The organism is Burkholderia sp. Ac-20365, from assembly GCF_017104715.1.
Taxonomy (GTDB): Bacteria; Pseudomonadota; Gammaproteobacteria; order Burkholderiales; family Burkholderiaceae; genus Paraburkholderia.
On sequence record NZ_JAAGPI010000012.1, the window covers coordinates 198018 to 220663 of the forward strand.

21 protein-coding genes and 1 riboswitch are annotated in these 22646 nt (G+C 59.9%); of the genes, 5 read left to right on the forward strand and 16 right to left on the reverse strand.

The annotated features are described in order from the left end of the window. Nucleotides 1-2: 2 nt before the first annotated feature. From G3O01_RS22285 to G3O01_RS22345, 13 genes are all read right to left on the reverse strand, one after another. Complete coding sequence (locus G3O01_RS22285) at nucleotides 3-1343, reverse strand: acyl-CoA dehydrogenase family protein (RefSeq protein ID WP_205807475.1); 1341 nt, start codon at nucleotides 1341-1343, stop codon at nucleotides 3-5. 169 nt (nucleotides 1344-1512) lie between these two features. Next, complete coding sequence (locus G3O01_RS22290; protein ID WP_205807476.1) at nucleotides 1513-2808, reverse strand: acyl-CoA dehydrogenase family protein; 1296 nt, start codon at nucleotides 2806-2808, stop codon at nucleotides 1513-1515. A 247-nt stretch (nucleotides 2809-3055) separates the two neighbouring features. After that, nucleotides 3056-3697 carry an ArsR family transcriptional regulator gene (locus G3O01_RS22295; RefSeq protein ID WP_205807477.1) on the reverse strand — a complete coding sequence of 214 codons (642 nt, stop codon included), beginning with the start codon at nucleotides 3695-3697 and terminating at the stop codon, nucleotides 3056-3058. A 155-nt stretch (nucleotides 3698-3852) separates the two neighbouring features. Continuing rightward, a complete protein-coding gene (gene dhaK / locus G3O01_RS22300) occupies nucleotides 3853-4842 on the reverse strand; it encodes a dihydroxyacetone kinase subunit DhaK (RefSeq protein WP_205807478.1) in 990 nt (329 codons plus the stop codon). A 14-nt stretch (nucleotides 4843-4856) separates the two neighbouring features. Next, nucleotides 4857-5495 (reverse strand): dihydroxyacetone kinase subunit DhaL, encoded by a 639-nt coding sequence (gene dhaL / locus G3O01_RS22305; RefSeq protein ID WP_205807479.1) that lies wholly within the window; start codon nucleotides 5493-5495, stop codon nucleotides 4857-4859. Next, a complete protein-coding gene (locus tag G3O01_RS22310) occupies nucleotides 5492-6511 on the reverse strand; it encodes an ABC transporter ATP-binding protein (protein WP_205807480.1) in 1020 nt (339 codons plus the stop codon). The genes dhaL and G3O01_RS22310 overlap by 4 nt, the downstream gene beginning before the upstream one ends. Continuing rightward, nucleotides 6504-7619, reverse strand: a complete 1116-nt coding sequence (locus tag G3O01_RS22315) for an ABC transporter ATP-binding protein (RefSeq protein ID WP_205807486.1) — start codon at nucleotides 7617-7619, stop codon at nucleotides 6504-6506. The genes G3O01_RS22310 and G3O01_RS22315 overlap by 8 nt, the downstream gene beginning before the upstream one ends. A gap of 3 nt (nucleotides 7620-7622) precedes the next feature. Next, on the reverse strand, nucleotides 7623-7817 hold the full coding sequence (locus G3O01_RS22320; RefSeq protein WP_205807487.1) for a hypothetical protein: 195 nt from the start codon (nucleotides 7815-7817) through the stop codon (nucleotides 7623-7625). After that, nucleotides 7814-8767: a carbohydrate ABC transporter permease gene (locus G3O01_RS22325; protein WP_205807489.1), complete on the reverse strand. Its 954-nt coding sequence runs from the start codon at nucleotides 8765-8767 to the stop codon at nucleotides 7814-7816. The genes G3O01_RS22320 and G3O01_RS22325 overlap by 4 nt, the downstream gene beginning before the upstream one ends. Beyond that, entirely contained in the window at nucleotides 8764-9720 is a 957-nt protein-coding gene (locus tag G3O01_RS22330; RefSeq protein WP_205807491.1) for a sugar ABC transporter permease, read from the reverse strand. The genes G3O01_RS22325 and G3O01_RS22330 overlap by 4 nt, the downstream gene beginning before the upstream one ends. A 63-nt stretch (nucleotides 9721-9783) precedes the next feature. After that, nucleotides 9784-11112, reverse strand: coding sequence for an extracellular solute-binding protein (locus tag G3O01_RS22335; RefSeq protein ID WP_205807493.1), 1329 nt, complete (start codon nucleotides 11110-11112; stop codon nucleotides 9784-9786). A 113-nt stretch (nucleotides 11113-11225) separates the two neighbouring features. Continuing rightward, a complete protein-coding gene (locus tag G3O01_RS22340; protein ID WP_205807494.1) occupies nucleotides 11226-12245 on the reverse strand; it encodes a LacI family DNA-binding transcriptional regulator in 1020 nt (339 codons plus the stop codon). Nucleotides 12246-12425: 180 nt separating this feature from the next. Beyond that, nucleotides 12426-13334: a LysR family transcriptional regulator gene (locus G3O01_RS22345; protein WP_205807592.1), complete on the reverse strand. Its 909-nt coding sequence runs from the start codon at nucleotides 13332-13334 to the stop codon at nucleotides 12426-12428. 112 nt (nucleotides 13335-13446) lie between these two features. Here G3O01_RS22345 and metE point away from each other — a divergent pair, with 112 nt between their 5' ends. Beyond that, nucleotides 13447-15738, forward strand: a complete 2292-nt coding sequence (metE, locus tag G3O01_RS22350; protein WP_205807496.1) for a 5-methyltetrahydropteroyltriglutamate--homocysteine S-methyltransferase — start codon at nucleotides 13447-13449, stop codon at nucleotides 15736-15738. Between the two features lie 70 nt (nucleotides 15739-15808). Here the strand turns inward: metE and G3O01_RS22355 are convergent, their stop codons facing one another. Both G3O01_RS22355 and G3O01_RS22360 read right to left on the reverse strand, forming a co-directional pair. Beyond that, nucleotides 15809-16162, reverse strand: a complete 354-nt coding sequence (locus tag G3O01_RS22355) for a DUF190 domain-containing protein (protein ID WP_205807498.1) — start codon at nucleotides 16160-16162, stop codon at nucleotides 15809-15811. A gap of 215 nt (nucleotides 16163-16377) precedes the next feature. After that, nucleotides 16378-16443, reverse strand: a riboswitch (Fluoride riboswitch). 160 nt (nucleotides 16444-16603) lie between these two features. After that, nucleotides 16604-16786: a hypothetical protein gene (locus G3O01_RS22360; protein ID WP_205807500.1), complete on the reverse strand. Its 183-nt coding sequence runs from the start codon at nucleotides 16784-16786 to the stop codon at nucleotides 16604-16606. A 302-nt stretch (nucleotides 16787-17088) separates the two neighbouring features. Here G3O01_RS22360 and G3O01_RS22365 point away from each other — a divergent pair, with 302 nt between their 5' ends. Continuing rightward, on the forward strand, nucleotides 17089-17805 hold the full coding sequence (locus G3O01_RS22365) for a transposase (protein ID WP_205807508.1): 717 nt from the start codon (nucleotides 17089-17091) through the stop codon (nucleotides 17803-17805). Between the two features lie 58 nt (nucleotides 17806-17863). On the opposite strand, the gene G3O01_RS22370 is transcribed toward G3O01_RS22365, so the two are convergent. Next, a complete protein-coding gene (locus G3O01_RS22370) occupies nucleotides 17864-19909 on the reverse strand; it encodes an FUSC family protein (RefSeq protein ID WP_205807509.1) in 2046 nt (681 codons plus the stop codon). Between the two features lie 296 nt (nucleotides 19910-20205). Here G3O01_RS22370 and G3O01_RS22375 point away from each other — a divergent pair, with 296 nt between their 5' ends. From G3O01_RS22375 to G3O01_RS22385, 3 genes are all read left to right on the forward strand, one after another. After that, nucleotides 20206-20502, forward strand: coding sequence for a hypothetical protein (locus G3O01_RS22375; RefSeq protein ID WP_205807510.1), 297 nt, complete (start codon nucleotides 20206-20208; stop codon nucleotides 20500-20502). A 216-nt stretch (nucleotides 20503-20718) separates the two neighbouring features. Continuing rightward, entirely contained in the window at nucleotides 20719-21153 is a 435-nt protein-coding gene (locus G3O01_RS22380) for a DUF305 domain-containing protein (RefSeq protein ID WP_241024157.1), read from the forward strand. After that, nucleotides 21150-22616, forward strand: coding sequence for a YncE family protein (locus G3O01_RS22385; RefSeq protein WP_205807511.1), 1467 nt, complete (start codon nucleotides 21150-21152; stop codon nucleotides 22614-22616). The genes G3O01_RS22380 and G3O01_RS22385 overlap by 4 nt, the downstream gene beginning before the upstream one ends. The last annotated feature ends 30 nt before the right edge of the window (nucleotides 22617-22646 follow it).

Below are 22646 nucleotides of genomic sequence, written 5' to 3' on the forward strand. Positions count from 1 at the left end.
TCCTATCGGCTCTTCGCGTCGCGCTGCGGTTGCATCAGCGCGCCCGTGCTTTCCATCGATTTATCGAAATCCATCCGGCGCGAATCGGCAATCGCGCGCGGATCGAAGTTCTCATCGAGCATGACGCCCCAGATCTTGCGCATCTGCATGCCGATATTGCCCGCATCGTACAAGGGAAAGACAGCCGCTTCGCGCAGGAATTTTTCCATCGGATGCTGCTTGTCCAGCGCATTGACGCCCATCACCTGAAGGGCCCGGAAGACCGTCGTAAACAGTGTTTCTCCGCAAAAGACTTTCGCCATCGCGCCGACCGCGTGTCCTTCCGAATTGAACAGATCCAGATAGTGCGCGGCTTTCCATGAGAATGCGCGGCATGCTTCGATTTTCATTGCGATATCCGCGAGCATATAGCCGACTGCCTGATGATGAATCATCGGCATGCCGCCACCGGCGCGGCGCGTCTTCGCCCATTGCAGCGCGAATTCATAAGCCGATCTCGCCACGCCAACCGCCGCGATCGCCGCAACCGGCCCCGACCACGTGAACGCCTTGCCGATGACGAGATCGCCATCGCCGACGGCAAAGAGGTTCTCTTCGGGAACGCGGCAGTCCTTGAACGTGATCGTATTGTTCTGGCACAAGCGATGTCCGAGCTTCGATATCGGTTCGCCATAACTGATACCCGCCGTTCCCCTCGGCACGACGATCGCGCTAAGTCCTTCGCGCCCACCCTTCGAAGGGTCGGTACGAACGATGCACACGTTTACGTCCGCGCCCATCAGATCCCATCCGCCCGCATTGCATGGCCAGTATTTCTGGCCGTTCAGTACATATTCGCCACGCCCTTTGTCATGCGTCGCGATCAGTCCGATGCCTGCCGGGCGCGGCCCGGGATGATCGAAATTCGCCGTCCCACCCGTGTCGTCGACCGGTTCGCTCACGGTCCATCCGGCGATGTATTCCCCGCGCGGATCACTCGTGGCCTGCACCAGCCACTTTTTCTTTTGAGCCTCCGAGCCGTACCAGACGAGTGGCATGAGCGCCAGTCCGTTGACGAGCAGCACGGTCGCGAAGCCGGGGTCGACGGCGGTGATCTCCTCGGCGACAATCTGCAGATCCATATTGCTGATGCCTCCGCCGCCATATTCGCGGGGCAGGAAACCGGTCGCAAAGCCGAGCTTGTAGCACTCGAGGTAAGCGCCCTTCATCAATACGAAGGCCTTTTGCGTGTCACGCTCTTCATCCGCTTTCTTCACGACAGGCTGAAGAATCTCCAGCGAGAATTCGCGTGCGTTGCGCTGCAACTTCTGTTGCGCGGCAGTCAAAGTGAAATCGATCGGCATGGCAGGAACTCGATAGTTTCAGGTTGCCAATCGGCGCGTCGAACGTTACTGCCCCGCTGACGATCGTTTCGATCCGACCGTCCCGTCCTTCGCACCGTCCATTTCATCGAACCTTTGTGCGACTCAGAATGTCCCCTGTGTGCGCATCGACAGCACATGCAAGAGCGGCCTAGCCGGCAGCCTCCATGGGCCGCGAAAAATACAGTGACTCGTCGTCCATCGCGCCGCGCGGATTGAAGCTTTCATCCGCGAGGACGCCTTTCACGCGTCGCCGCTGCATGGCCATGTTGCCGCCATCGAAGATCGGCAACAACGCAGCATCGTGGAGATTCCTGTTGAAGCTGTGCAGCGTATCGCCGTCATGCATGCCGACGATCTGCATGCATTTGAACACGCAGTCGAACATCGTTTCCGTAACATTGATCTTGCACATCGCACCGAATATTTCCGCGTGATGATCGTGCTTGTCCAGATAGTCAGCAGCGCGCCACGCGAAATAGCGGGCCGACTCGATCTTCGCAGCGACATCGCCGAGCACGTAACCCACGTTCTCGACGCGGTTGATAAGCGGAAGCGAAAGGCCCGAATCGCGCCTGGAAAATCGCAGCGCAACTTCATACGCCGCGCGCGCGACGCCCGCCGCAGCAATAGCCGCCACGGGACCGAACCATGAGAAATTCCGGTTGATGACCAGATCGCCCCTGCTTTCCGTAGCGCGAAGCAGGTTTTCGGCAGGCACGATGGCGTTGTCGAATTCAATGAGCGCGTCCGTCGACGTTCGGTCGGTCTGGTCTGCCGGGAAGCCGCAACTCACCCCGGCCGTGCCGCGCTCCACGACGATGGCCGAGAGCCCTCTCATCCAGCCGATCTCGTCACCCGTGCGCGCGATGACGATTTGCGAGTCTGCCCCCAGACCGTCCCATCCCGCCGCCGACGACCACTTCTTGCGGCCGTTGAGCCGATAGTGATCGCCGTGAAGTGTCGCCGTCAGTCCAATGCCGGCCGCAGACAGCGGGTTATCGAAGCTCGCGGCAGCGCGCATCGCGGCGGGCGGTTCGGCTGCCGTCCACGCGGCGAGATACTGCTCGTTCGGATCCGAAGTCGCGGCGCCAACGAATCGACACTTCTGCGCGTCATCGCCATACCAGATGATCGGCATCAATCCGAGGCCATTGCACAGCACGGTGCAGGCGAATCCCGGATCGATCGCGGCGATCTCTTCGGTGGCGATCGTGAAATCGAGGCAGGACAGACCCGCGCCGCCGTATGCCGAAGGCAGCATCGCCGTGGCAAGACCCTGGCGATACGCTTCGATGTATGCAGGCTTGCGCCTGACAAATGCGCTGATCAGATCGGGTTCCCGATCGGTGTCGTAACTCAATGACGCCAGAACAGACTCGGAAAATAGTCGCGCCTTCATCTGCACCGCTTTCTGGGCGGCCGACATCGTGAAATCGATTGCCATCTGAAGCCTCCTTGAGCAAACGCAGACAACACAGGCTTGTTGCGCGACTCGGAGCGGGTCGGTGAGATCAGCATAGGCAAGCCTTTTGACGCGAACAATTGTCAAAAGTGTCGAAAGCCCCGACTGTTACAATTTTGATTTCGGGGCACGAAAAGCGGCTTTTCAGGGGTGTTTTGAAGCGAATGCAGGCAGTGAAGTGATGACGAACCAACGTGGCGGCTGGTGCCTATACGATGACCGTCAGATGCTAGGCAAACGGCTTGAAGCGAAAGCGGCAAGTATCGCCACCGCGTTGCATGCAGGTCTGGTGCTCGACCTCGGTTCCCATCAAACCTGACAGGAACCCGATATCGAATCGGCACACTTCAGGGTAATCCTTCGTCAGGTCGTGATACACACAGTTCGTGCATTCGACACGTGACAGCTTCGACCCCATCTGCGGATCGATTTCCGCCGCGCGAAAACCGGCTTCGTTCATGATCGCGACGGTTTCGGTGATGCGCTCGGAGCGTGTTTTCCCCACGAGGCGCGGAATCAGCGCGGCTGAAGTCTTCATGCCGAGATCGAACATATAGCGATCGAGCCGCTCCGGACCGAGTTCATCGCGAAGCGTGGACACCAGCAAAGCCGAGAACCATGAATACTGCTTGGGAAACTGATTCGTCCCTTCCTGCGTCAGGATGTAGGTCTGAACCGGCCTTCCACCGGTCTTTCGCGGTGAACCTTTCTGAATGAAATTGCGGCGTTCCAGCGCAATCAGATGCTGATTGACGGCGGTTCTGCTGATGCCGACAGCCGCGATGATTTCATCGACTGTCATGCCGTTCTTGTGATCGAGTAATTGGTCCAGAATCCCTTGCCGGGTGCCGGAAATCGGATCGGTAGCCATAACGATGAAGCTCCGAATGAAGGGCGGCGTATAGCCTTAAACAAGAATACACCCCTCATTCCCGCCGTACCAATCGCGATTCATGTCAAAAGGTTATTTGCATCGTCCCCAGCCTCACGCGCTCCGTATTTACGTCTGCTGCGGATCATTGCCCGCTACACACCCCACCTCAGCGACGCTGTATGCACGGGGCTATCCCAATGCCGCATCATGTCGTCGTCCATCACGCACAGGGTGATCGACGCACCCGCCATTTCCAGCGAGGTCGTCAGCGACCCGACCTGCACGCGCGCGATCTTCAGGTCGCGCTGTTGCAGCCATAGACGCGTCGAATTAAACAGCAGATACAACTCGCCCAGCGGCGTGCCGCCTAGCCCGTTGACGAGAACCAGCAGTTCCGAGCCCGCTTGCGGCTTCAGATCGGCGACGATCGCGGTCAGCAGTTCTGCCGCAATCACGTCGGCGGCTGCAAAGCGCGCGCGCCGCCGCCCCGGTTCGCCATGAATGCCCACGCCAACTTCGATTTCATCGTCGCCGATCTTGAACGTCAGCGTGCCGGCTGCGGGCACCGTGCAACTCGAAAACGCCACACCCATCGTTGCTGTGTTCTTGTTGACGCGGTCGCCAAACGCCTTGCATTGCTCGAGATTCGCTCCGCTTTCGGCCAGGCTGCCCACCAGTTTCTCGACGATCACCGCACCCGCCACGCCGCGCCGCCCCGTCGTGTAGCTGGAGTTTTCGACGGCCACGTCGTCGTTGATCAGCACCATCGCGTTCGATAATTCCGACATCTCCGACGCCATTTCGAAGTTCATCAGATCGCCCGAATAGTTCTTCACGATGAACAGCGTGCCCGCGCCCGTATCGACGGCGTTCGCGGCGGCCATCATCTGATCGGGCGTCGGCGAGGTGAACACCTGGCCGGGGCACGCTGCATCGAGCATGCCGTAGCCGACAAAGCCGCTATGCAACGGCTCGTGTCCCGAACCGCCGCCCGACACCAGCGCGACCTTGCCCGGCTTCAATGTCTTGCGCCGCACGAATACCGGTTCCTGATTGAGCACGACGAGATCGCCATGCGCGGCAGCAAAACCGGCGAGGCTTTCGGCCAGAAAGTCGTCGACGTGATTGATGAATTTTTTCATGGCCTGGTCTCCTTTCATTCTCTGTCTTGCGCCAGCCGCGCGCAGACGGCGGCGATCATCAACTGGCTCGAGCGCGCGCCCGGATCGATGTGGCCGCGCGAGCGCTCGCCGAGAAACGACGCGCGTCCCTTCGTGGCAAGCATGTCGCGCGTGGCGAGCATGCTCGCTTCGGCGACCTGCGGCAACGCATCGAGCACGTCCTCGGGCGCGGCGTTGCTGTCGGCGAGTTCCTGAAAGCGCGACGCAACGGGGATCAGCACATCCATCATCGTCTTGCTGCCGATCCCCGCCTTGCCGCGCTGCGCAACGGCGTCGACGCCGGCTGCGAACATCTGTGCCGCATCCTCGACGCCCGGCGTATCCGCGCCTTCTCCGCAGGCTTTCGCCATGCCGTGCAACAACGAATAGAACAGCGGCCCCGACGAGCCGCCCACCGTCGACAGCAGTTTCGACGCCGCGAGGTCCAATGCGGGCGCGAACGCCGCGGCTTCGATATCGGCACGCATCGCGAGCAGCGCATCGGCGCCGCGAAGCAGGTTGAAGATATGATCGCCGTCGCCGATCTGCTGATCGAGCGCCGCGATCTCGTCGGTGTGTTCCTTCAGCGCGGCGTGCGCAGCCTCGATGCACGCCATGACCGTTTTGCCGTTCATGCCGGAATCCTCCTGCCGTCAGAGCGGAAGTAGAGAAGGCTGCGCGGCGGCAGCGACACGCCGACCGTTTGCCCCGGCGCGAAGTTGCGCTCGGTCATCGTCGTCGCGACGATCGCCGTGCCCTCGCGGTCCAGAATCAGCAGATGGCGCAGCGGCGAATATTCCAGCACGCGCAGGTTGAGCACGTCGCGCGCATCCGGCGCGTGCAACACGATGTCTTCCGGACGAATCGCAACCGTCGACGTACCCGCCGGCATCGCGCCTGAGTCGAACAGCGCGGCCGGCAGCAGATTGATCGGCGGCGAGCCGAGACGCTGCGCCGCGCTCAACGACGCCGGGTTGCCATACACTTCGCGCGGCGTGCCGATCTGCACGATGCGGCCATGTTCGAGTATGCCGATGCGATCCGCGAGCGTCGTCGCTTCGACCTGATCGTGCGTGACATAGACGATCGTCGCGCCGATCGTGCGATGCAGCCGCTTCAGTTCGATCCGCAATTCTTCGCGCAGCTTCGCGTCCAGCGACGACAACGGCTCGTCCATCAGAAAGACTTTCGGCTGCCGCACGAGCGCACGTCCAATCGCGACACGCTGCATTTCGCCGCCCGACAGATGCGTCGCCATGTTGTCGAGCTTGGATTCCATGTGCAGCAACTGCGCCACTTCCCGCACGCGCGCCTTGATGTCCGCCTCGCTCATGCGCCGGCGCGGCGAGCGCAATGGAAACGCGAGATTGCCGAATACGGTCAGATGCGGATACAGCGAATACTGCTGGAAAATGAACGCGACATCGCGATCCGCCGGATGCGAATCCGTCGCCGCTTCGCCGTCGATGAATATCTCGCCTTCGTCGGGACGCTCGAGCCCCGCGATCAGCCGCAGCGTCGTCGTCTTGCCTGCGCCGCTCGGCCCGAGCAGCACGACGAACTCGCCCTCCTTCACGTCGATCGATACCTCATTGACGGCGACGATATCGCCAAAGCGTTTCGTCACCTGATTCAAGCGGATTTCAGACATAGGCGCCCCCTTTGTCGTTTCCGTTGACGGCCATCTGGGGCGCTGCGCCCGCAAGCATCTTGCCGCTGGCCGCGTCGTACAGCAGCGTGCGTTCCTTGCGAAACGACAATCCCACCTGCGCCCCGGCAGCCCGCCCTTCGTCTTTGCCGACCCTCACGCGAACGATGCCAAGCGACGTATCGACGACGAGAATCTGATGCGAGCCGAGATACTCGTCGGCGATCACACGTCCGCGCAACGCGCCGTGCTCGTCGATCCGCACATGCTCGGGCCGGATGCCCAGCATGAGCTTCGCAGCGGACGCGCCAGTGCGCGGCACCGGCACGAACGCGCCGCCGAGCGACACCTGTTCGGCGCCCGCTTCCACACCGGTATCGACGGGCAGAAAGTTCATTGGCGGACTGCCGATGAAATTGCCCACGAAAATAGTCGCGGGAAAGTGATAGATCTCCTGAGGCGAAGCCGCCTGCAGCACTTCGCCCTGATTCATCACGACGATATCGTCAGCCATCGCCATCGCTTCGCTTTGATCGTGCGTCACGTAGACGGTCGTTGCGTTGAGCGAGTTATGCAGCTTGCGCAGTTCGAGGCACATCAACTCACGAAAGTCGGCATCGAGCGTGCCGAGCGGCTCGTCCATCAGAAACGCCTTTGGATGCCGGACGATCGCGCGGCCCAACGCGACGCGCTGGCGATCGCCGCCGGACAGCCCGCCCGTTTTGCGATCGAGCAGGCTTTCGATGCGCAGCACACGCGCAGCAGATTCGACGCGCGTTGCAATCTCCCGGCGCGGAAGACCCTCATTTTTCAGGGGAAACGCGATGTTATTGCGCACGCTCATATGTGGATAGAGCGCGAACATCTGGAACACGAACGCGATGTCGCGCTGGCGTGCGCGCAACGCCGTGACATCTTCTCCGTCGATCTGGATCTGCCCCGATGTCGGCAGCTCCAGCCCGGCGATCATGCGCAAAGTCGTCGTCTTGCCGCAGCCGGACGGACCGAGCAGCACGACGAAGCGGCCATCGTGCACGGTCAGATTCGTGTTGCGCACAGCCGTAAAGTCGCCGAAACGTTTTTGGAGGTTCGAAAGTACGATCGTCGACATGGCTCAGTCCGGAAAGTGACTCGTCACAACGAACGACAGTGCGCCGACCAGGATCACCGGGAACGACCACGTGTAAAGATCGACGGTGAATGGTTGAACCAGCATCGCGATGCCGAGACCGATCAGCACCGTCGAAGCGCCCTCACAATAGCGGCGGCGAAAGATACGCCGGCGTGGCAAGGTGGTTTGCACTTTCATTTGCGCACCGCTCCGAAAGTGATGCCGCGCAACAGATGCTTGCGCAGCACAACGGTAAAGATAAGAATCGGCAGCACGAACAGGGTCGTCGCGGCCGCGACGGCAGGCCAGTCCTGACCGCCTTCGCCGATGATGAACGGTATGAACGGCGGCATGGTTTGCGCGTCGCCGCTCGTTAGCAACGATGCGAACGCGTACTCGTTCCACGCGAAGATCAGGCAGAAGATCGCGGTGGCGGCGATGCCTGTAATTGCCTGCGGCAACACCACCTTGATGAACGCCTGCATGCGCGTGTACCCGTCGACCAGCGCGGCTTCTTCATACTCGCGCGGAATCTCGTCGATAAAGCCCTTCAGCAGCCACACGGCGAGCGATACATTCACTGCCGTGTACAGCACGATCATGCCGAGGTAACTGTCGGCGAGACCCAACGCGCGGTACATCAGGTAGATCGGAATGGCGACGGCAATAGGTGGCATCATCCGCGTGGACAGAATGAAGAAGAGCAGATCGTCGGCGAGCGGAACCTTGAAGCGCGAGAACGCATAGGCCGCAAGCGTGCCGAGAAATACCGCCAGAAATGTCGACCCAAAACCGATCACAAGCGAATTGATGAAGCGCGGCACGACTTTCGACGGCCCCGCGATCACCATATTGCGCTTGCGCACATCGCGGTCGTACCAGGTCTGCGCGGGCGGCAAGCTTGCGATGAACTCAGACGTCTGCCGCGAACGGATCGTGAAGAGATTCACGTAGCCTTCCATCGACGGCTGGAACACCACGACGGGTGGATACGCAATCGCGTCCTCCTGAGTCTTGAAGCTGGTCAGGATGATCCATACGATGGGCAGCGTTGCGACCAGCGCATAGGCAATCACGACCACGGCGGCGAACGTCTTGCCGCGCGGCGAAGCGGCGACGACCGATTGTTGAAGGGCAAGGTCCGTCATCGCTGTTTCACCCTGTTGAGTGCCTTCACATAGATATTCGCCGCGCCGAACACGACCACAAACAGAATGATCGCCAGCGCCGACGAATAACCCGTTTGCCATTTCTCGAACGCAGCGCGTTTGAGCGTGATCGACACGGTTTCCGTCACGGAGCCTGGACCGCCCGACGTCAGCAGATTCACCATATCGAACATCTTGAAGTTCTCGATGCCGCGAAACAGGATGGCGAGCATCAGGAACGGCAGCGTCATTGGCAGCGTGATCGACCAGAACTGGCGCCACGACGATGCACGGTCCACTTCGGCCGCTTCGTAGATGTAGTCGGGAATGGAGCGCAAGCCCGCAAGGCAGATCAGCATCACGTAGGGCGTCCACATCCATGTATCAACCATGACGATGGTCCACGGCGCGAGCGGCACGTCGCCGATCATCTGGAACGAGTTCGGCGGAATGCCTGTGAAGAAGCTGACGATATCGTTGAAGAGGCCGGTTTGAGGCTGCAAAATGAATGTCCAGAAGTTGCCGACCACGGCGGGCGACAACATCATCGGCAACAGGATCAGCGTCGTCCAGAAACTATGGCCGCGAAACTGCCGGTTGATCAGCAGCGCGAGTCCAAACCCGAGCAACACTTCGAGTCCGACCGACCAGAACACGAAGCGCGCCGTCACCTGCATCGCGTACCAGATGTCGTCGTCGGTCAGGATGTCCGTGTAATTGTCGATGCCGACAAACCGCGCCGGCACGCTCGGCATATTCGACTTGAAGTTCGTAAACGACAATCGCAGTGCCCAGATCAACGGAAAGATGTTGATCGCAAGCAGCAGGACGATGGTCGGAAGAATGAACAGCCACGCGATGGTCCGGTCAGACAGGCCGCGCAGGCGCGCCGCCGCGCGCGCCTGCGTTTTCGCCTGCAACCCTTCCGTAGGAAAAGGCTTGTTTGCCAACATGCCCGACTCCTTTGCACGAACGGGTTTAGCCAATCCGCGCGTTGAAACCTCTGGCGTATCAGTTCACTTCCCTTCTGCCTTGAAGACCTTGTTCCAGTCCTTGACGAGCAGATCGAGTGCTTCTTTCGCGGTGCCTTTATCGGCGACCACATAGTCATGCACGCGCTTTTGCATGTCGAGCAGCAGTTCCGCATAGGCAGGTTCCGCCCAGAAGTCCTTGACGATCGACATCGACTTCAGGAAAGCAGGCGCGAACGGTGCGCTCTTCGGAAAGTCCGGCGCATCCACCACCGACTTCGCCGCCGAATAGCCGCCGAGTTGCCACCACTTCTTTTGCACATCGGCCTGCGCAAACCATTTGATATATTCGAGTGCATCCGCCTTGTGGTCCGAGTATGAGACGACTGAAATACCCTGCCCGCCGAGTTGCGTGAACTGCTTGGTTTCCTTTGGATTGACGAAGAACCCGATCTTGTCGCCACCCACATTCGGATCTTTGTACAACCCAGGGAAGAACGCGAACCAGTTCATCTGCATCGCAACCTGACCGGACTTGAATGCGTCGAGCCCTTCCTGCATGTACGCGTTTGTCATGCCCGGTGCAGTGCAGCACTTGTAGAGCGCCTTGTAGAACTCAAGTCCCTTGATTGCACCCGGTGAATTCACAAAGCCATCCAGGTGATAAGGCTTCTTCGGGTCCTGATATTCGAATCCGAAGTTGTAGAGCATGTTGGTCACGCCCATCGTAATGCCTTCGGAACCGCGTTCGGTGAAGATATACACGCCATACACGGTCTTTCCGTCGATCTTTCTCCCCTGGAAGAACTCGGCCGTTTGCTTGAGTTCATCCATCGTGGTCGGCGGTTCGAGTTCGCGTTTGTATTTCTGCTTGAACTCGGCGCGCAGTTCCGGCCTTGCAAACCAGTCTTTCCGGTATGTCCATCCCACTGCATCCGCCATGGCCGGCAATGCCCAGTAGTTCGGCGTATTCTTCGGCCATTCCGCGTAGCCGACCACCGTCGCGGGCACGAAATCGTTCATCGATATCTTGTTCTTGTCGAAGAAGTCATTGAGCTTCACGTAGTGTCCATTGACGGCCGCACCACCAATCCACTGACTATCGCCAATGATCAGATCGCACAACTTGCCGTGCGAATTGAGTTCATTGATAAAGCGGTCCGCGTAGCTGGTCCAGGGCACGAATTCGAACTTCATCGCAATGCCCGTCTTGGCGGTGAAGTCCTTGGACAATTCGACGAGTGCATTGGCGGGATCCCACGCGGCCCAGCACAACGTCAACTGCTTGCCTTGTGCGTGCGCCGCCGATCCGAAACACAGCCCCATCGACGCCAGGACCGCTGCAATTACCCTTGCTGACGTAAGACGTACCATTTGTCTTCTCCTTGTCTCTCTCGGGTCTCCAACCTGATGACAGACAGCGCCCATGCGCTGGACGCTGTATTTGGGCTCTGGCGGATCAACCGGCAATCCGCGCGTCGCGAGCGTCAGGCATGCGCATTCTCACGAAGATAAATTCGGGTTTCGGGCGTCGGGATACCGGGCACGCCACGCACATCGTTCAGGAAATTGACGGCGGCGAGTCCCGACCAATGGACGATGCCGCGCACGTCCTGGTCGAGAATCACGTCGATCGCGCGCTCGGACAACTGCACGCGGGTGTCGGTCGTGCATTCATGTCCGATCAGAACCACACGCGCCTTGTCGCCTGACTCCTGTAATGCGGACGCAATGCCGGACACGCCGCCGCCCGTCACATACACGCCCACCAGATCGCGCTGCCCGGCGATCAGACCTTGCACGGCGAGGCCGGCGCTATCGTCGTCTTCAGCGAAATCGGGTTCGGTGACCCAACGCAAGTTGCGGAAATCTTCTTCGAGAACCTGAGAGAAACCGGTGCGGCGCTCGAGCTGATCGTGCAGCCGCGACGACGCCGACAGCACCGCGACAGTACCAATGCGCGAGCCGACGAAGCGCCCCATCAGCAGGCCGGCAGTACGTCCCGCGATGCGATTGTCGACGCCGACATACGCGGCGCGAGCACTCGATGGCAAATCAGAAAACACCGTAACCACAGGCACATTCGCATCCGTCATGTCCTGAATCATCCGATCGACCCAGGGGTAATCGAGCGGCACGAGCACAAGCGCGTCGTAGTCGATCAGTTGCTGGGCAAGCGATGTGGCGTCGCGCTGATTGGAGAGATCGCAACGATAAAACGACGGAACGATGCGGTGCTCGCGAAAGAAACTGGCCGACAACGCGATATCGCGTTCGACCTGATCGAGAAAGCGGGAGTTGATTTGCGGCAGTACGAAAGCGACCCGGAACGACGTGGTCTTTGCGGGCCGGCCGCGGCTGGCGCGCTCGTCGCATAGCGTCGCAAGCGCGAGATGAACACGTTCCGCTGTCTCAGGGCGAACCCCCTGGTCGTCGCGCAGCACACGATCGACCGTGGCAACGCTCACGCCAGCGCGACGCGCAATCATCATACGTGTAGCCGGCATGGGTCTCCTCCGGTGCCGAGCCAAAAGACATTTTGTTAACCCAAGATAGTTTTCCGGTGGCGGAATGCAAGCTTTTTTCGCGCGTTAAATGCGTCATTTTTGATGACGTCATCTTATTGAGTACTTTGCTGTAGGTACTTAATGTTTTTTACCATGCGGGTTAAACGGAGTGTGCGAGAACTATCGGCGTAACTTCGCCTGCGTCCATTTCGACTCACGCGCTGTCTTCACGAATGCCGCCAGATACTCGATCTCGTGATCGGCCTTGCGCGTGCCGAGAAAGATCTGCTTCGCAATGCCCTTCTTGCCAAGTTGCAGCGGCGTGAGCGGCATCCAGCCCGAGTACTCTTCCGCAAGCCAGCGCGGTAACGCAGCCACACCACGACCGCTCGCGACCATCTGCAACATGATGTCGGTCGTTTCGATCACCTTGTGGCGACGCGGTACGACGTTCGCCGGCGTCAGGAACTGCGTGTAGATATCGAGCCGGTCGGTTTCGACGGGATACGTGATCAGTACTTCTTTCGCGAGCTGTTCTGGTGTGACGTACGGTTCATTGGCCAGCGTGTGTTCATCGGCAACGACCAGTACCTGCTCATAGTCGAACACAGGCTGGAAGTGCAATTCGGATTTCTTTAGCGGATCGGGCGTTACGAGTACATCGATCTCATAGCCGATGAGCGCACCAATGCCGCCAAACTGAAAACGCTGCTTCACGTCGACATCGACATCCGGCCAACTCGCGAGGTAAGGCGACACCACCTTGAGCAGCCACTGGTAGCACGGATGACATTCCATGCCGATGCGCAGCGTGCCGCGCTCGCCTTGCGCGTACTGCTTCATGCGCTCTTCTGCCAGTTCGAACTGCGGCAGCATGCGGTTCGCCAGACCAAGCAGGTACTGACCCGCCTGCGTGAGCCGCATCGACCGGCCTTCGCGCGTCCAGACCGGCGTGCCGAGTTGCTGCTCCAGCTTTTTCACTGCATGGCTCAACGCCGACTGCGTGAGATTGAGCGTATCGGCGGCTGCCGTAAGCGATCCCTGGCGCTCGACCTCCCGCACGACCATCAGATGACTGCGTTCCAGCATTGCCCACTCCATGAACAGAATTAATGTTTGCATGAAATAAATCCATTTTTATTCATGCAGCGAAAATTCTATCATCGCTCCCAGCTACTTACCTCCAGACGGCAAACAGAACATGGTCACTACGCACAACCTCGGTTTTCCGCGCATCGGCGCGAAACGCGAACTGAAGTTCGCACTCGAGAAATACTGGAAAAATGAGTCGTCGCGCGACGAGCTGAAGCACGTCGGCGCACAGCTTCGCGAGCGTCACTGGAAAGATCAGGCGGGCCTGGACTTCGTACCCGTCGGCGATTTCGCGTTCTACGACCAGGTGCTCGACATGAGCGTCACGCTCGGCAATCTGCCGGAACGCGTGCGCGGTTTTCACGGCGACGCGCTCGACAATTATTTCCGCGTGGCGCGTGGCCGGTCGGCACACGGTGCAGAAGATCACAGCGCATGCTGCGGCGGTGTCGCCGCGGGCGAGATGACGAAGTGGTTCGATACGAACTATCACTACATCGTCCCCGAGTTCGACGCGAACACGAACTTCTCGCTCGACCCGTCGCGTCTGCTCGAACAGGTGACGCAAGCGCGTGCGCTCGGCGTGAAGGCCAAGCCCGTGATCATCGGTCCCGTCACCTATCTGTGGCTCGGCAAGGCAAAGGACGACTCCGACAAGCTCGCGCTGCTGCCGCGCCTGCTGCCCGTGTATGCGGCATTGCTGGATTACTTCACCGCGCAGGGAATCGAATGGGTGCAGATCGACGAGCCCGTGCTCGTCACGGAACTCGACGCGACGTGGCGTCAGGCTTTCCGTACCGCGTACGAATCGTTGTCGGAGCGCCGCGTCAAGCTGCTGCTCGCCACCTACTTCGGCCAGTTGCAGGACAACCTCGAACTCGCGTGCAAGCTGCCCGTCGACGGACTGCATCTCGACGCGATCAATGCGCGCGATGAAATCGTGAAGGCTGTTGCGCATTTGCCGGCTACTTCGGTGGTGTCGGTCGGTGCAATCAATGGCCGCAATATCTGGAAGACGGATCTGACGGCTGCACTGGAGTGGCTGGAGCCGCTGCATCGTTCGCTTGGCGATCGTTTGTGGATCGCGCCGTCGTGCTCGCTGCTGCACACGCCCGTCGATCTGAACAGCGAACAGAAACTCGACGCCGACATCAAATCGTGGCTAGCATTCGCGCTGCAAAAGCTCGACGAACTGACCGTGCTGGCCGGTGCGCTGAATAACGGCCGCGACTCGGTCGCCGACGCGCTTGCTGCCAACGCAAAGGCCATCGAAAGCCGCCGTACTTCGCCGCGTGTGCACAACCCAGCCGTGAAGGCGGCCATCGCGCGCATCGATGCTTCACTCGGCAAGCGTGCAAGTGCTTACGCGCAGCGCGCAGAAAAGCAGTCCACGATTCTGAACCTGCCGGCGTTCCCGACCACTACGATCGGCTCGTTCCCGCAGACGGGCGAAATCCGCCACGCGCGCAGCCAGTTCAAGGCGGGTGAACTCGATCAGGCCGGCTACAAGGCTGCGATGGAGCAGGAGATCACGCGCGCCGTGAAAGAACAGGAAGCACTGGGACTCGACGTGCTGGTGCACGGCGAAGCCGAACGCAACGACATGGTCGAATACTTCGGCGAGCAGCTTGATGGCTACGCCTTCAGCCAGTTCGGCTGGGTGCAGTCGTACGGCTCGCGCTGTGTGAAGCCGCCCATTCTGTTCGGCGACATCAGCCGCCCGAAAGCGATCACGGTCGAGTGGACCCGGTACGCGCAATCGCAAACGGTCAAGCCGATGAAAGGCATGCTGACGGGTCCCGTCACGATCCTGAACTGGTCGTTCGTGCGCGATGACCAGCCGCGTTCGGTGTCGTGCTACCAGCTCGCGCTCGCGATCCGCGAAGAAGTGCTGGACCTCGAACAAGCCGGTGTCCGCGTAATCCAGATCGATGAAGCCGCGCTGCGCGAAGGGCTGCCGCTGCGCCGAGCGCAATGGAACGAATACCTGCAATGGGCAGTAGAGTCGTTCCGCATCACCGCGAATGGCGTGAAGGATGAAACGCAGATCCACACGCACATGTGCTATTCGGAGTTCAACGACATCATCGCGTCGATTGCCGACATGGACGCCGACGTGATCACGATCGAGACGTCGCGCTCCGACATGGAACTGCTCGATGCGTTCGACAACTTCAAGTACCCGAATGAGATCGGCCCGGGCGTATACGACATACACTCGCCGAATATCCCGAGCCAGGAGCACATCGTGAACCTGATGAAGAAGGCAGCGGAGCGCATTCCGGCAGAAAGGCTGTGGGTGAACCCCGACTGCGGCCTCAAGACCCGCGCGTGGACAGAAGTCATTCCCGCGCTGACCAATATGGTTGCGGCCGCCAGAACGCTACGCCAGTCGGCCTGATCGAACCACTAGCAGTGCGCGGGCTGCCCTCTTGCAGGGCGGCCCGTTCCTGCGCTGTATGCGTCGTCGCTTATGGTTTGGCCTCCGCCTGAGGTTCGTCGATGGACTCGCCGAGTACATCGAATTCAACGCGGCTGCGCGTGAAAAACAGGTGGACACCACCCGCGCGCAGATTCGCGAGCAACGCGTCGATCTGGTCATCGGCGCCCGCCACCATGACGGCCACGGGTTGATCGACGAGTTCGAAAAAGCGCGCCGCGTGATACTTCCCGTGCGCATCGACGCCTTCGCTGACTTCCGTCACCGTGGCGCCGTGGATGCCGACCTTCGAAATTTCGTCGAGCACCCATTCGACCACTGTCTTGTGCAGTTTGCGATGGCTCTGATTGGCTGCATAGAGTGTGAGCTGACTGCCCTTCGTCACAGGAACCTCCTGTCTGTTCAAGGTCCGGCCGCTATCGTTGCAGACGCGAGTTTCCTCCACGGGCACCTGGCGCTCGTGTATCCAACAGGCAATCGCCTGCGAAACGCTAGCTGTCAGTAACGGGGAAATGGAAACGTTGGCACCAGACCTGAAACGCGTTGTTCAAATCCGGGGTAGCAGGACGCTGAGAACGTGCCTACAACTTCCTGACCCAGGAAACCGTAGGCATCATTAGCCGGCAAGCCGGCGGTTACGGGAGGAATGCCATCTCCGTTCAACGAGTGTAGCACGCAGTGTCGAGAGCATGACCACGTGTTTTGTCGCACGGACGCGCGCAGCGAACCCGCTCCTACTTTCAGAGACGACTGCGCGATTTCCGTTGCTGTAGCGAAACCATCTGCTCGATGATCTCCTTCGGCAGTTTGCGCTCCCGCGCGATGGCTATGCTGTCGCGACCCTTCGAATCGGGAATCGACGGATCTGCGTCGGCGTCGGCAGCGCCGTTTGTCCGCCCGGCTCGCTTGCTTCTATGAGTTCCGGTGCCGCATTCAATAATGAGTCAACGCTCGCCCAGTCCCAATTGCGGGCTGCGGAAAATAACGCTGTTCTGGAAGGTTTGCCCATTCTCTCTCCTGCGTTCGACAGATAAAGACCGGATTCAATTGGGGTCAATTGTCGCAAACATTCAGGCGTCGACTTGAGGTCAATGATGACTCATATGACACCACTTTTCGCGCACGCTATTTGTCTGAAGTTTGCCCGTTGCATTCGCCGCTCACAATCGGCAAATCGACGAAAAGAGGCCAGAAAAAAGGCCTTTTCGCGTTGTAGAGCGCGCACGCGATCGATAGAATTTCGTTACGCAGCGTCACGCATCCGACACCTGTCGGAGCGTTTTCTCACATCGGATTTCCGGTTAATTCAGCATGACACGGCTTGCACGGCACTACGTCCCAGAACAACCGCAGCACGTTATCTTGCAGGGGCTCACGGGGCCCGCATTCCTCGACGAAGGAGACTACCGGTACTTCCTCGCCTGCCTGGCAGACGCAGCGCGCGTCGCCGATCTGTCAGTGCACGCGTGGGTACTCATGCCTGATGCGGTGCAGTTCCTCGTCACGCCTTCATATGAGTCGAGCGTGGCCATGGCGATGCAGGCAGTCTGCCGTCGCTATGTCGAGACCTTCAACCGCCGCCATAACCGCCGCGGCACAGTGTGGCGTGGCGGCTACAAGGCAACCGTGATCGAGCCCGAACGGTATTTCCTGCTTGCAAGCCAGGTTATCGATCAGGCGCCGGTGCGCAACCGCCTCGTGGCAGAGCCGCGAAACTACCCGTGGTCGAGCTACACGCATCATGTCGGTCTGCGTGTCGACAGCTTCATCAAGGATCATCCACTTTACAGAGCGCTCGGCAGCACGCCGCTCGAGCAGCATCAGGCGTATCGCGATCTCGGCGCACAGCCGCTTGACGAATGCGAAGTCAGCAACCTGATGCAGTCGACGCTCCAGGGCTGGGTGCTCGGCAGCGCCGCGTACTGCGAGTGGGCAGCGCAGACGGCCAACCGGCGTTTGATGCCGCTGCTGCTGCGCGACCGGCCGCCCAAGGTTCGCGCGACTCGCGCGCTCGCCAGCGTGGACTGATCGACAGAAAAACAGGTATAGGAAAGTCTCTGCCTGTTCGGGAGGCACGCGTCATCCGTCACGACGCGTCCTCGCGTGTCGCGCCTGAAAACAGCGAAAGTCGAAGTCCGACTAGCGCGTGCAGCGCATTCTTGCGCAGTTTGTATCCCGGCGCGCCGGGATCGGCTGCAAAGCCTCCCATGATCCGCGTAATCGCGGCATCGACGTCGAGTGCGAGCGTCGGCGGCACGTCTTGCCGATCGCCCGAGTCGAGGCATCGTTCATAGTACGAGCCGACATCGTCGAGCACGCGATTCATCACGACCGGCAACTCACCCGAAAATTTGTTCGAGAGCCTGCGCAGGTCGAGCGTGTTGAGCGCAATGCGCATGTCGCGCAGACTTTCGGTCGACGGGTGCTTGTAGTCTTCGCTCGGCGCCACGCGCGGAATGAGCTGTACGAGCCGGTCGAGCATACGTGCGCCCAGATCGCGTTGCTGGCTAATCGACAATGTCGACGCGCTCAGCACGACGTCCCGCCAGCTCGATCGCGTCAGTCTTGCTGTTGCGGCATCCGTTCCGAACGGGCGGATAATCCCCGTCATCACGGACGCGAACATCACCCCGGCCAGCCCGGCGAGATTGGCATTCAGGAAGTTCAGGATGTTGGCGTCATAGGCGCTGTCGATCCCGAGAAACGTCGCGGTCGTCAACGCAACCAGCGTCGAGATCAATGCCCATTTTGGACGCGGCATCAACAAACCGAGCGGCACAAACAGAAACGAGAAGAAGATAACGAGTATGCCGAAGTCCTGGCCACTCGGTAACACGACAAACAGATAGAACGCTGAAATCACGACACCCATGGTCGCGCACTTCAGGAAAGTGATCATCATGGGAACGGGTTCGTCGAGCGCGGCAAAAAAGCAGACACCGATCGCACCCAGTGACACCGCCGCCGCTCCATCCTGCCAGCCCGAAGCGATCCAGATGCATGACGACACGAAGATCACGAGAGCCGCAGAAGCGGCGGAAAACAGCGCAAGACCACGATCGAGAAACGCGTGCCGCGTACCGATCCGCCAGTGACGGAACCGCGGACGCCAATCCCCTTTATCCTGCACGATGATATGGCGCAAAGTCCGGCAATCGACCCACAGATCGATCAGTTGCCGCAAACGCGAAAGCGCGCCGGATATCAGCGCGGCGTGCCACGTCGTCAACGCGTCGCCGCCGGGATCGAGTTGCGCAATGCGCATCCGCAATAGCGGCGCTTCGCGTTCAGGGTCGTCGGAAAATGGCGCGTCCATCCAGCGGCCCACATCGCGCAGCAGTTCTTCAACGGCTGCCGGAATACCGGGCGACAATTTCTGCGCAGCCGCGAGTATGTCCGCAAGTGCCGACGTGATGGGCAGTATCAGTTGCATACGGGCCTGCATCTCCTCGCTGCGCGCGAGAATCGCCGGACTGACATGATCGTAGGCCAGTTGGCTCAGCAGGAATTCAAAGCCGCGCACACTCGACGCCATCTTCTGCCGGCTGCCGGAAACGAGCGGACCCGCGATCCGGCCCGCCAGAGACTCTTTCGCATAGACAGCGGCATCGCGGAACCAAGAGTCGGTTCGCTCGATCAGCGTCGGTGCAAGACGGTTCGGAAAAAATACGCTGCCTACGATGCTCGCGCACACAATGCCAAGCGTGATTTCTTCGGTTCGGGCCACGGCTACATCGAAGATGGTCAACGGATTCGACAATGCCGGTAGCGCAATGACGGACAGCGAATAACTGGCGAGCAGGAAGACGTAATTGCGCGCGGCGCGAGTCGAGATGGAGATGTACACGAATACACCCGTCCATAACGCAATCACGCCGCTCAACAGATAAGGCGTCTCCGCGAACGGTGGCACGAGCACGATGGAAGCAACCGCGCCGAGTATCGTGCCGAGCACGCGATAAAGCGCCTTCGACCGTGTCGCGCCGACAAACGGGTTCGACACGATATAGACCGATGCAAGCGCCCAGTAGGGCCGCGGGAGATCGAAATAGAACGCGATATAAAGCGCGAGCATCCCCGCGAGAAAAGTCTTTAGCGAAAAAATCCAGTCGCGCAACGATGGGACATTCATCGGAAAGAATCGCTTGGGAGATCGGTCTTTTATCCGCCGGATGGGCGGCGGTCGCAGTAACACGACCGTTAGTCTCCCCTGTTTCTCCGAAATCCGCACGGTCGGTCACACGCGCGGTGTGCACCGGCACTCGCAAGCGCGACTTTGCTCGAACTCAACTTCCCTGATAGATATCGCAGGACAGTCCGACGACGCACGGTGCTCCGTTGCGTCCTCGTCCGCTGCCGCTCGAACCGCCCGGTTGAGGACCAACAGAATCATATTCGTAGCGATTCGTTGAATCGGCAGGTTGTGTCATGGCCGGTTGTGACATCGTCGCGGCGGGCGCCGTTTGCGGATCGGCATTCCCGGAAGGCTGCTGCGATGTCTGTGAATACGCGAGGCCAGCAGCTGACGACAACACCACGGCCGCCAGCAATGAAGAAAAACGAACTTTCATTTCTGCACCTTTATCGATATTGCAATTCGACAATCGATTATTAGGCATCCAGATCGAATTACAGGAGTTTTACAGTGGATTGCGCGACGAGGCTTGCAATACGCCACCTCGAACGATGCCAAGAACAGAGCCTTGGTTTCAGATAAACGAATGACTTCCTGCATTTTTGTTGTTGATGGCATCCGCGAGAAGAGGTGAAGAAATCCGCGAGTTCCGCATGTACATGTCGATAGCCGGACAGTGAGCTTTCATTCATGACAAGTCCGTAAGCGTGAGTGAACCGATGGATGCAGGACCTTGCGCGCACCTCACAAACGGAAGCGTCATACTGCGAGACCGAATTAGCACATCGCATCGAGGAGTAGCGTCCATGCATTCCTTGTTCCGGCTGCACATGCGCCCGTCGATCCGGCTTGCTGTTCTCGTAGCGATAGTGATCGCAGGGGCGCCTTCCCTGGGTGCGAACGTCGCCGGCGCGAGTGCCGACGAAACGCCCTATCTCTCCGAAAACGACAAGGCGATGACGAAAATGATGGACGACATGTCCGTCAAGCCGACAGGCGACGTCGATCGCGATTTTGTCGCGATGATGACGCCGCATCATCAAGGCGCGATCGATATGGCGAAGGCCGAACTGCGCTATGGACACAACGAGCAGTTGCGCCGCATCGCCCAGCAGATCGTGATCGAACAGCAGCAGGAAATCGTCGCAATGCGGCTCGCACTCGGTCAGCCGTCGTCGGCACCGGCGGATTCGATGTCCCCGGGAACAACTCACATGACCATGCCAAAGGAACCGCGATGAAAACCGTTCTCGTCGCTGCGGCCGTTGTGCTCGCCGCCGTGCAGTCTGCTTGGGCCGGACAGGCGCCCGGTCCCTTGTCTGCCCCGGACATCCCAATCACTCACCATGATCGCGTGTACGCAGCCGAGCAGTTCTCCAATACGGTCTCCGTGGTCGATCCCGCCGACAATCATCTGGTTGGCCTGATTCGCCTCGGCGATCCGGCGCCTGGCAACTTCAGCCCGCTATACCACGGGCAGGTACTGGTGCACGGCATGGGATTTTCGCCCGATCACCGCACGCTCGCGGTGGTTTCGATCGGCTCCAACTCCGTCACGTTCATCGACACACAGACGAACGCAATCAGGCATGTCACGTATGTGGGACGCTCGCCGCACGAAGCGTTCTTTACCCCTGACGGCAGCGAAGTGTGGGTGACTGTGCGCGGCGAGAACTATGTCGACGTTCTCGATGCAAAGACGTTCGAGGAGAAGACGCGCATTGTCGTGCCCGCGGGCCCCGGCATGCAGATCTTTTCTCCCGATGGCAAATATGGCTACGTGTGTTCGTCGTTCACTCCCGAGACGGAAGTGATCTCGGTGGCGGACCACAGGATAGTGGGCAAGGTCACGCAGGAAAGCCCGTTCTGCCCTGACCTCGCAGCGACGCCGGACGGCAGGCAGGTCTGGTTCACACTGAAGGATGTGGGCAAGACGCAAATCTTCGACGCACGGCCGCCATTCGCGTTGATCAGGACGATCGACACGGGGCCGATCACGAACCATGTGAACATCGTGCAAACCGCTCAAGGCGCGTTTGCTTATGTGACCGTGGGCGGTCTGAATCAGGTCAAGGTGTTTCGGACCGACGACTTCTCGCAGGTCGCTACGATTCCCGTCGGCAACCTGCCGCACGGTATCTGGCCATCGGGCGATGGCAGCCGCGTCTATGTCGGCCTCGAGAACGCCGACATGATGACGGCCATCGATACGCGCACGAACAAGGTCATCGCCAACGTGCCCATCGGGCAGGCACCGCAGGCGGTCGCTTATGTGCCGAATGCCGTGCCTGAAGGCGACGGCATGCAGAACACGCAGCCGTTGGGCCTTGCCGGGCAAACGACGCACCTCGCGCTGAAGTCGGTCGGAACGGGCCAGGCTGCCGACGCCGCCCGCGTATCCACCACCGTCACGCTGTTCGACCAGGGTTTGATTCAGGTGCTGCAGGCCGCAGTTACCGGGCTCGAGCCCAGACAACGCTATGTGCTGGCGCTCGCGGACAAACCGGATGGCAGCGGCAACGTCGAGCCGCTCGCGGAGTTCATGACGAACGGAGCCGGGGCGGCAATCGTCAATGCGTTGGGCCAGATTCGCCAGGTGGTTGCGCCCGGCGTGAGCATGGCGGGCGACAGGCGCCGTTATCTGATGATCGCGCCACAGGTGGCGGGCAAGCCTGGCGCTGTGGTCCAGTTGCAGGCGCTTTGACGGGCCGCTTTTACGCGAGCGGCAGACGCG

Bases quoted from the DNA above. Each gene is read 5' to 3' on its own strand.
- G3O01_RS22325 (WP_205807489.1), bottom strand. From the start codon at position 8,767: ATGACGGACCTTGCCCTTCAACAATCGGTCGTCGCCGCTTCGCCGCGC.
- G3O01_RS22375 (WP_205807510.1), top strand. From the start codon at position 20,206: ATGGCCGGTTGTGACATCGTCGCGGCGGGCGCCGTTTGCGGATCGGCA.
- G3O01_RS22335 (WP_205807493.1), bottom strand. From the start codon at position 11,112: ATGGTACGTCTTACGTCAGCAAGGGTAATTGCAGCGGTCCTGGCGTCG.
- G3O01_RS22340 (WP_205807494.1), bottom strand. From the start codon at position 12,245: ATGCCGGCTACACGTATGATGATTGCGCGTCGCGCTGGCGTGAGCGTT.
- metE (WP_205807496.1), top strand. From the start codon at position 13,447: ATGGTCACTACGCACAACCTCGGTTTTCCGCGCATCGGCGCGAAACGC.
- G3O01_RS22330 (WP_205807491.1), bottom strand. From the start codon at position 9,720: ATGTTGGCAAACAAGCCTTTTCCTACGGAAGGGTTGCAGGCGAAAACG.
- G3O01_RS22385 (WP_205807511.1), top strand. From the start codon at position 21,150: ATGAAAACCGTTCTCGTCGCTGCGGCCGTTGTGCTCGCCGCCGTGCAG.
- G3O01_RS22345 (WP_205807592.1), bottom strand. From the start codon at position 13,334: ATGCTGGAACGCAGTCATCTGATGGTCGTGCGGGAGGTCGAGCGCCAG.
- G3O01_RS22295 (WP_205807477.1), bottom strand. From the start codon at position 3,697: ATGGCTACCGATCCGATTTCCGGCACCCGGCAAGGGATTCTGGACCAA.
- G3O01_RS22315 (WP_205807486.1), bottom strand. From the start codon at position 7,619: ATGTCGACGATCGTACTTTCGAACCTCCAAAAACGTTTCGGCGACTTT.
- G3O01_RS22380 (WP_241024157.1), top strand. From the start codon at position 20,719: ATGCATTCCTTGTTCCGGCTGCACATGCGCCCGTCGATCCGGCTTGCT.
- G3O01_RS22320 (WP_205807487.1), bottom strand. From the start codon at position 7,817: ATGAAAGTGCAAACCACCTTGCCACGCCGGCGTATCTTTCGCCGCCGC.
- dhaL (WP_205807479.1), bottom strand. From the start codon at position 5,495: ATGAACGGCAAAACGGTCATGGCGTGCATCGAGGCTGCGCACGCCGCG.
- dhaK (WP_205807478.1), bottom strand. From the start codon at position 4,842: ATGAAAAAATTCATCAATCACGTCGACGACTTTCTGGCCGAAAGCCTC.
- G3O01_RS22360 (WP_205807500.1), bottom strand. From the start codon at position 16,786: ATGGGCAAACCTTCCAGAACAGCGTTATTTTCCGCAGCCCGCAATTGG.
- G3O01_RS22310 (WP_205807480.1), bottom strand. From the start codon at position 6,511: ATGTCTGAAATCCGCTTGAATCAGGTGACGAAACGCTTTGGCGATATC.
- G3O01_RS22370 (WP_205807509.1), bottom strand. From the start codon at position 19,909: ATGAATGTCCCATCGTTGCGCGACTGGATTTTTTCGCTAAAGACTTTT.
- G3O01_RS22290 (WP_205807476.1), bottom strand. From the start codon at position 2,808: ATGGCAATCGATTTCACGATGTCGGCCGCCCAGAAAGCGGTGCAGATG.
- G3O01_RS22365 (WP_205807508.1), top strand. From the start codon at position 17,089: ATGACACGGCTTGCACGGCACTACGTCCCAGAACAACCGCAGCACGTT.
- G3O01_RS22285 (WP_205807475.1), bottom strand. From the start codon at position 1,343: ATGCCGATCGATTTCACTTTGACTGCCGCGCAACAGAAGTTGCAGCGC.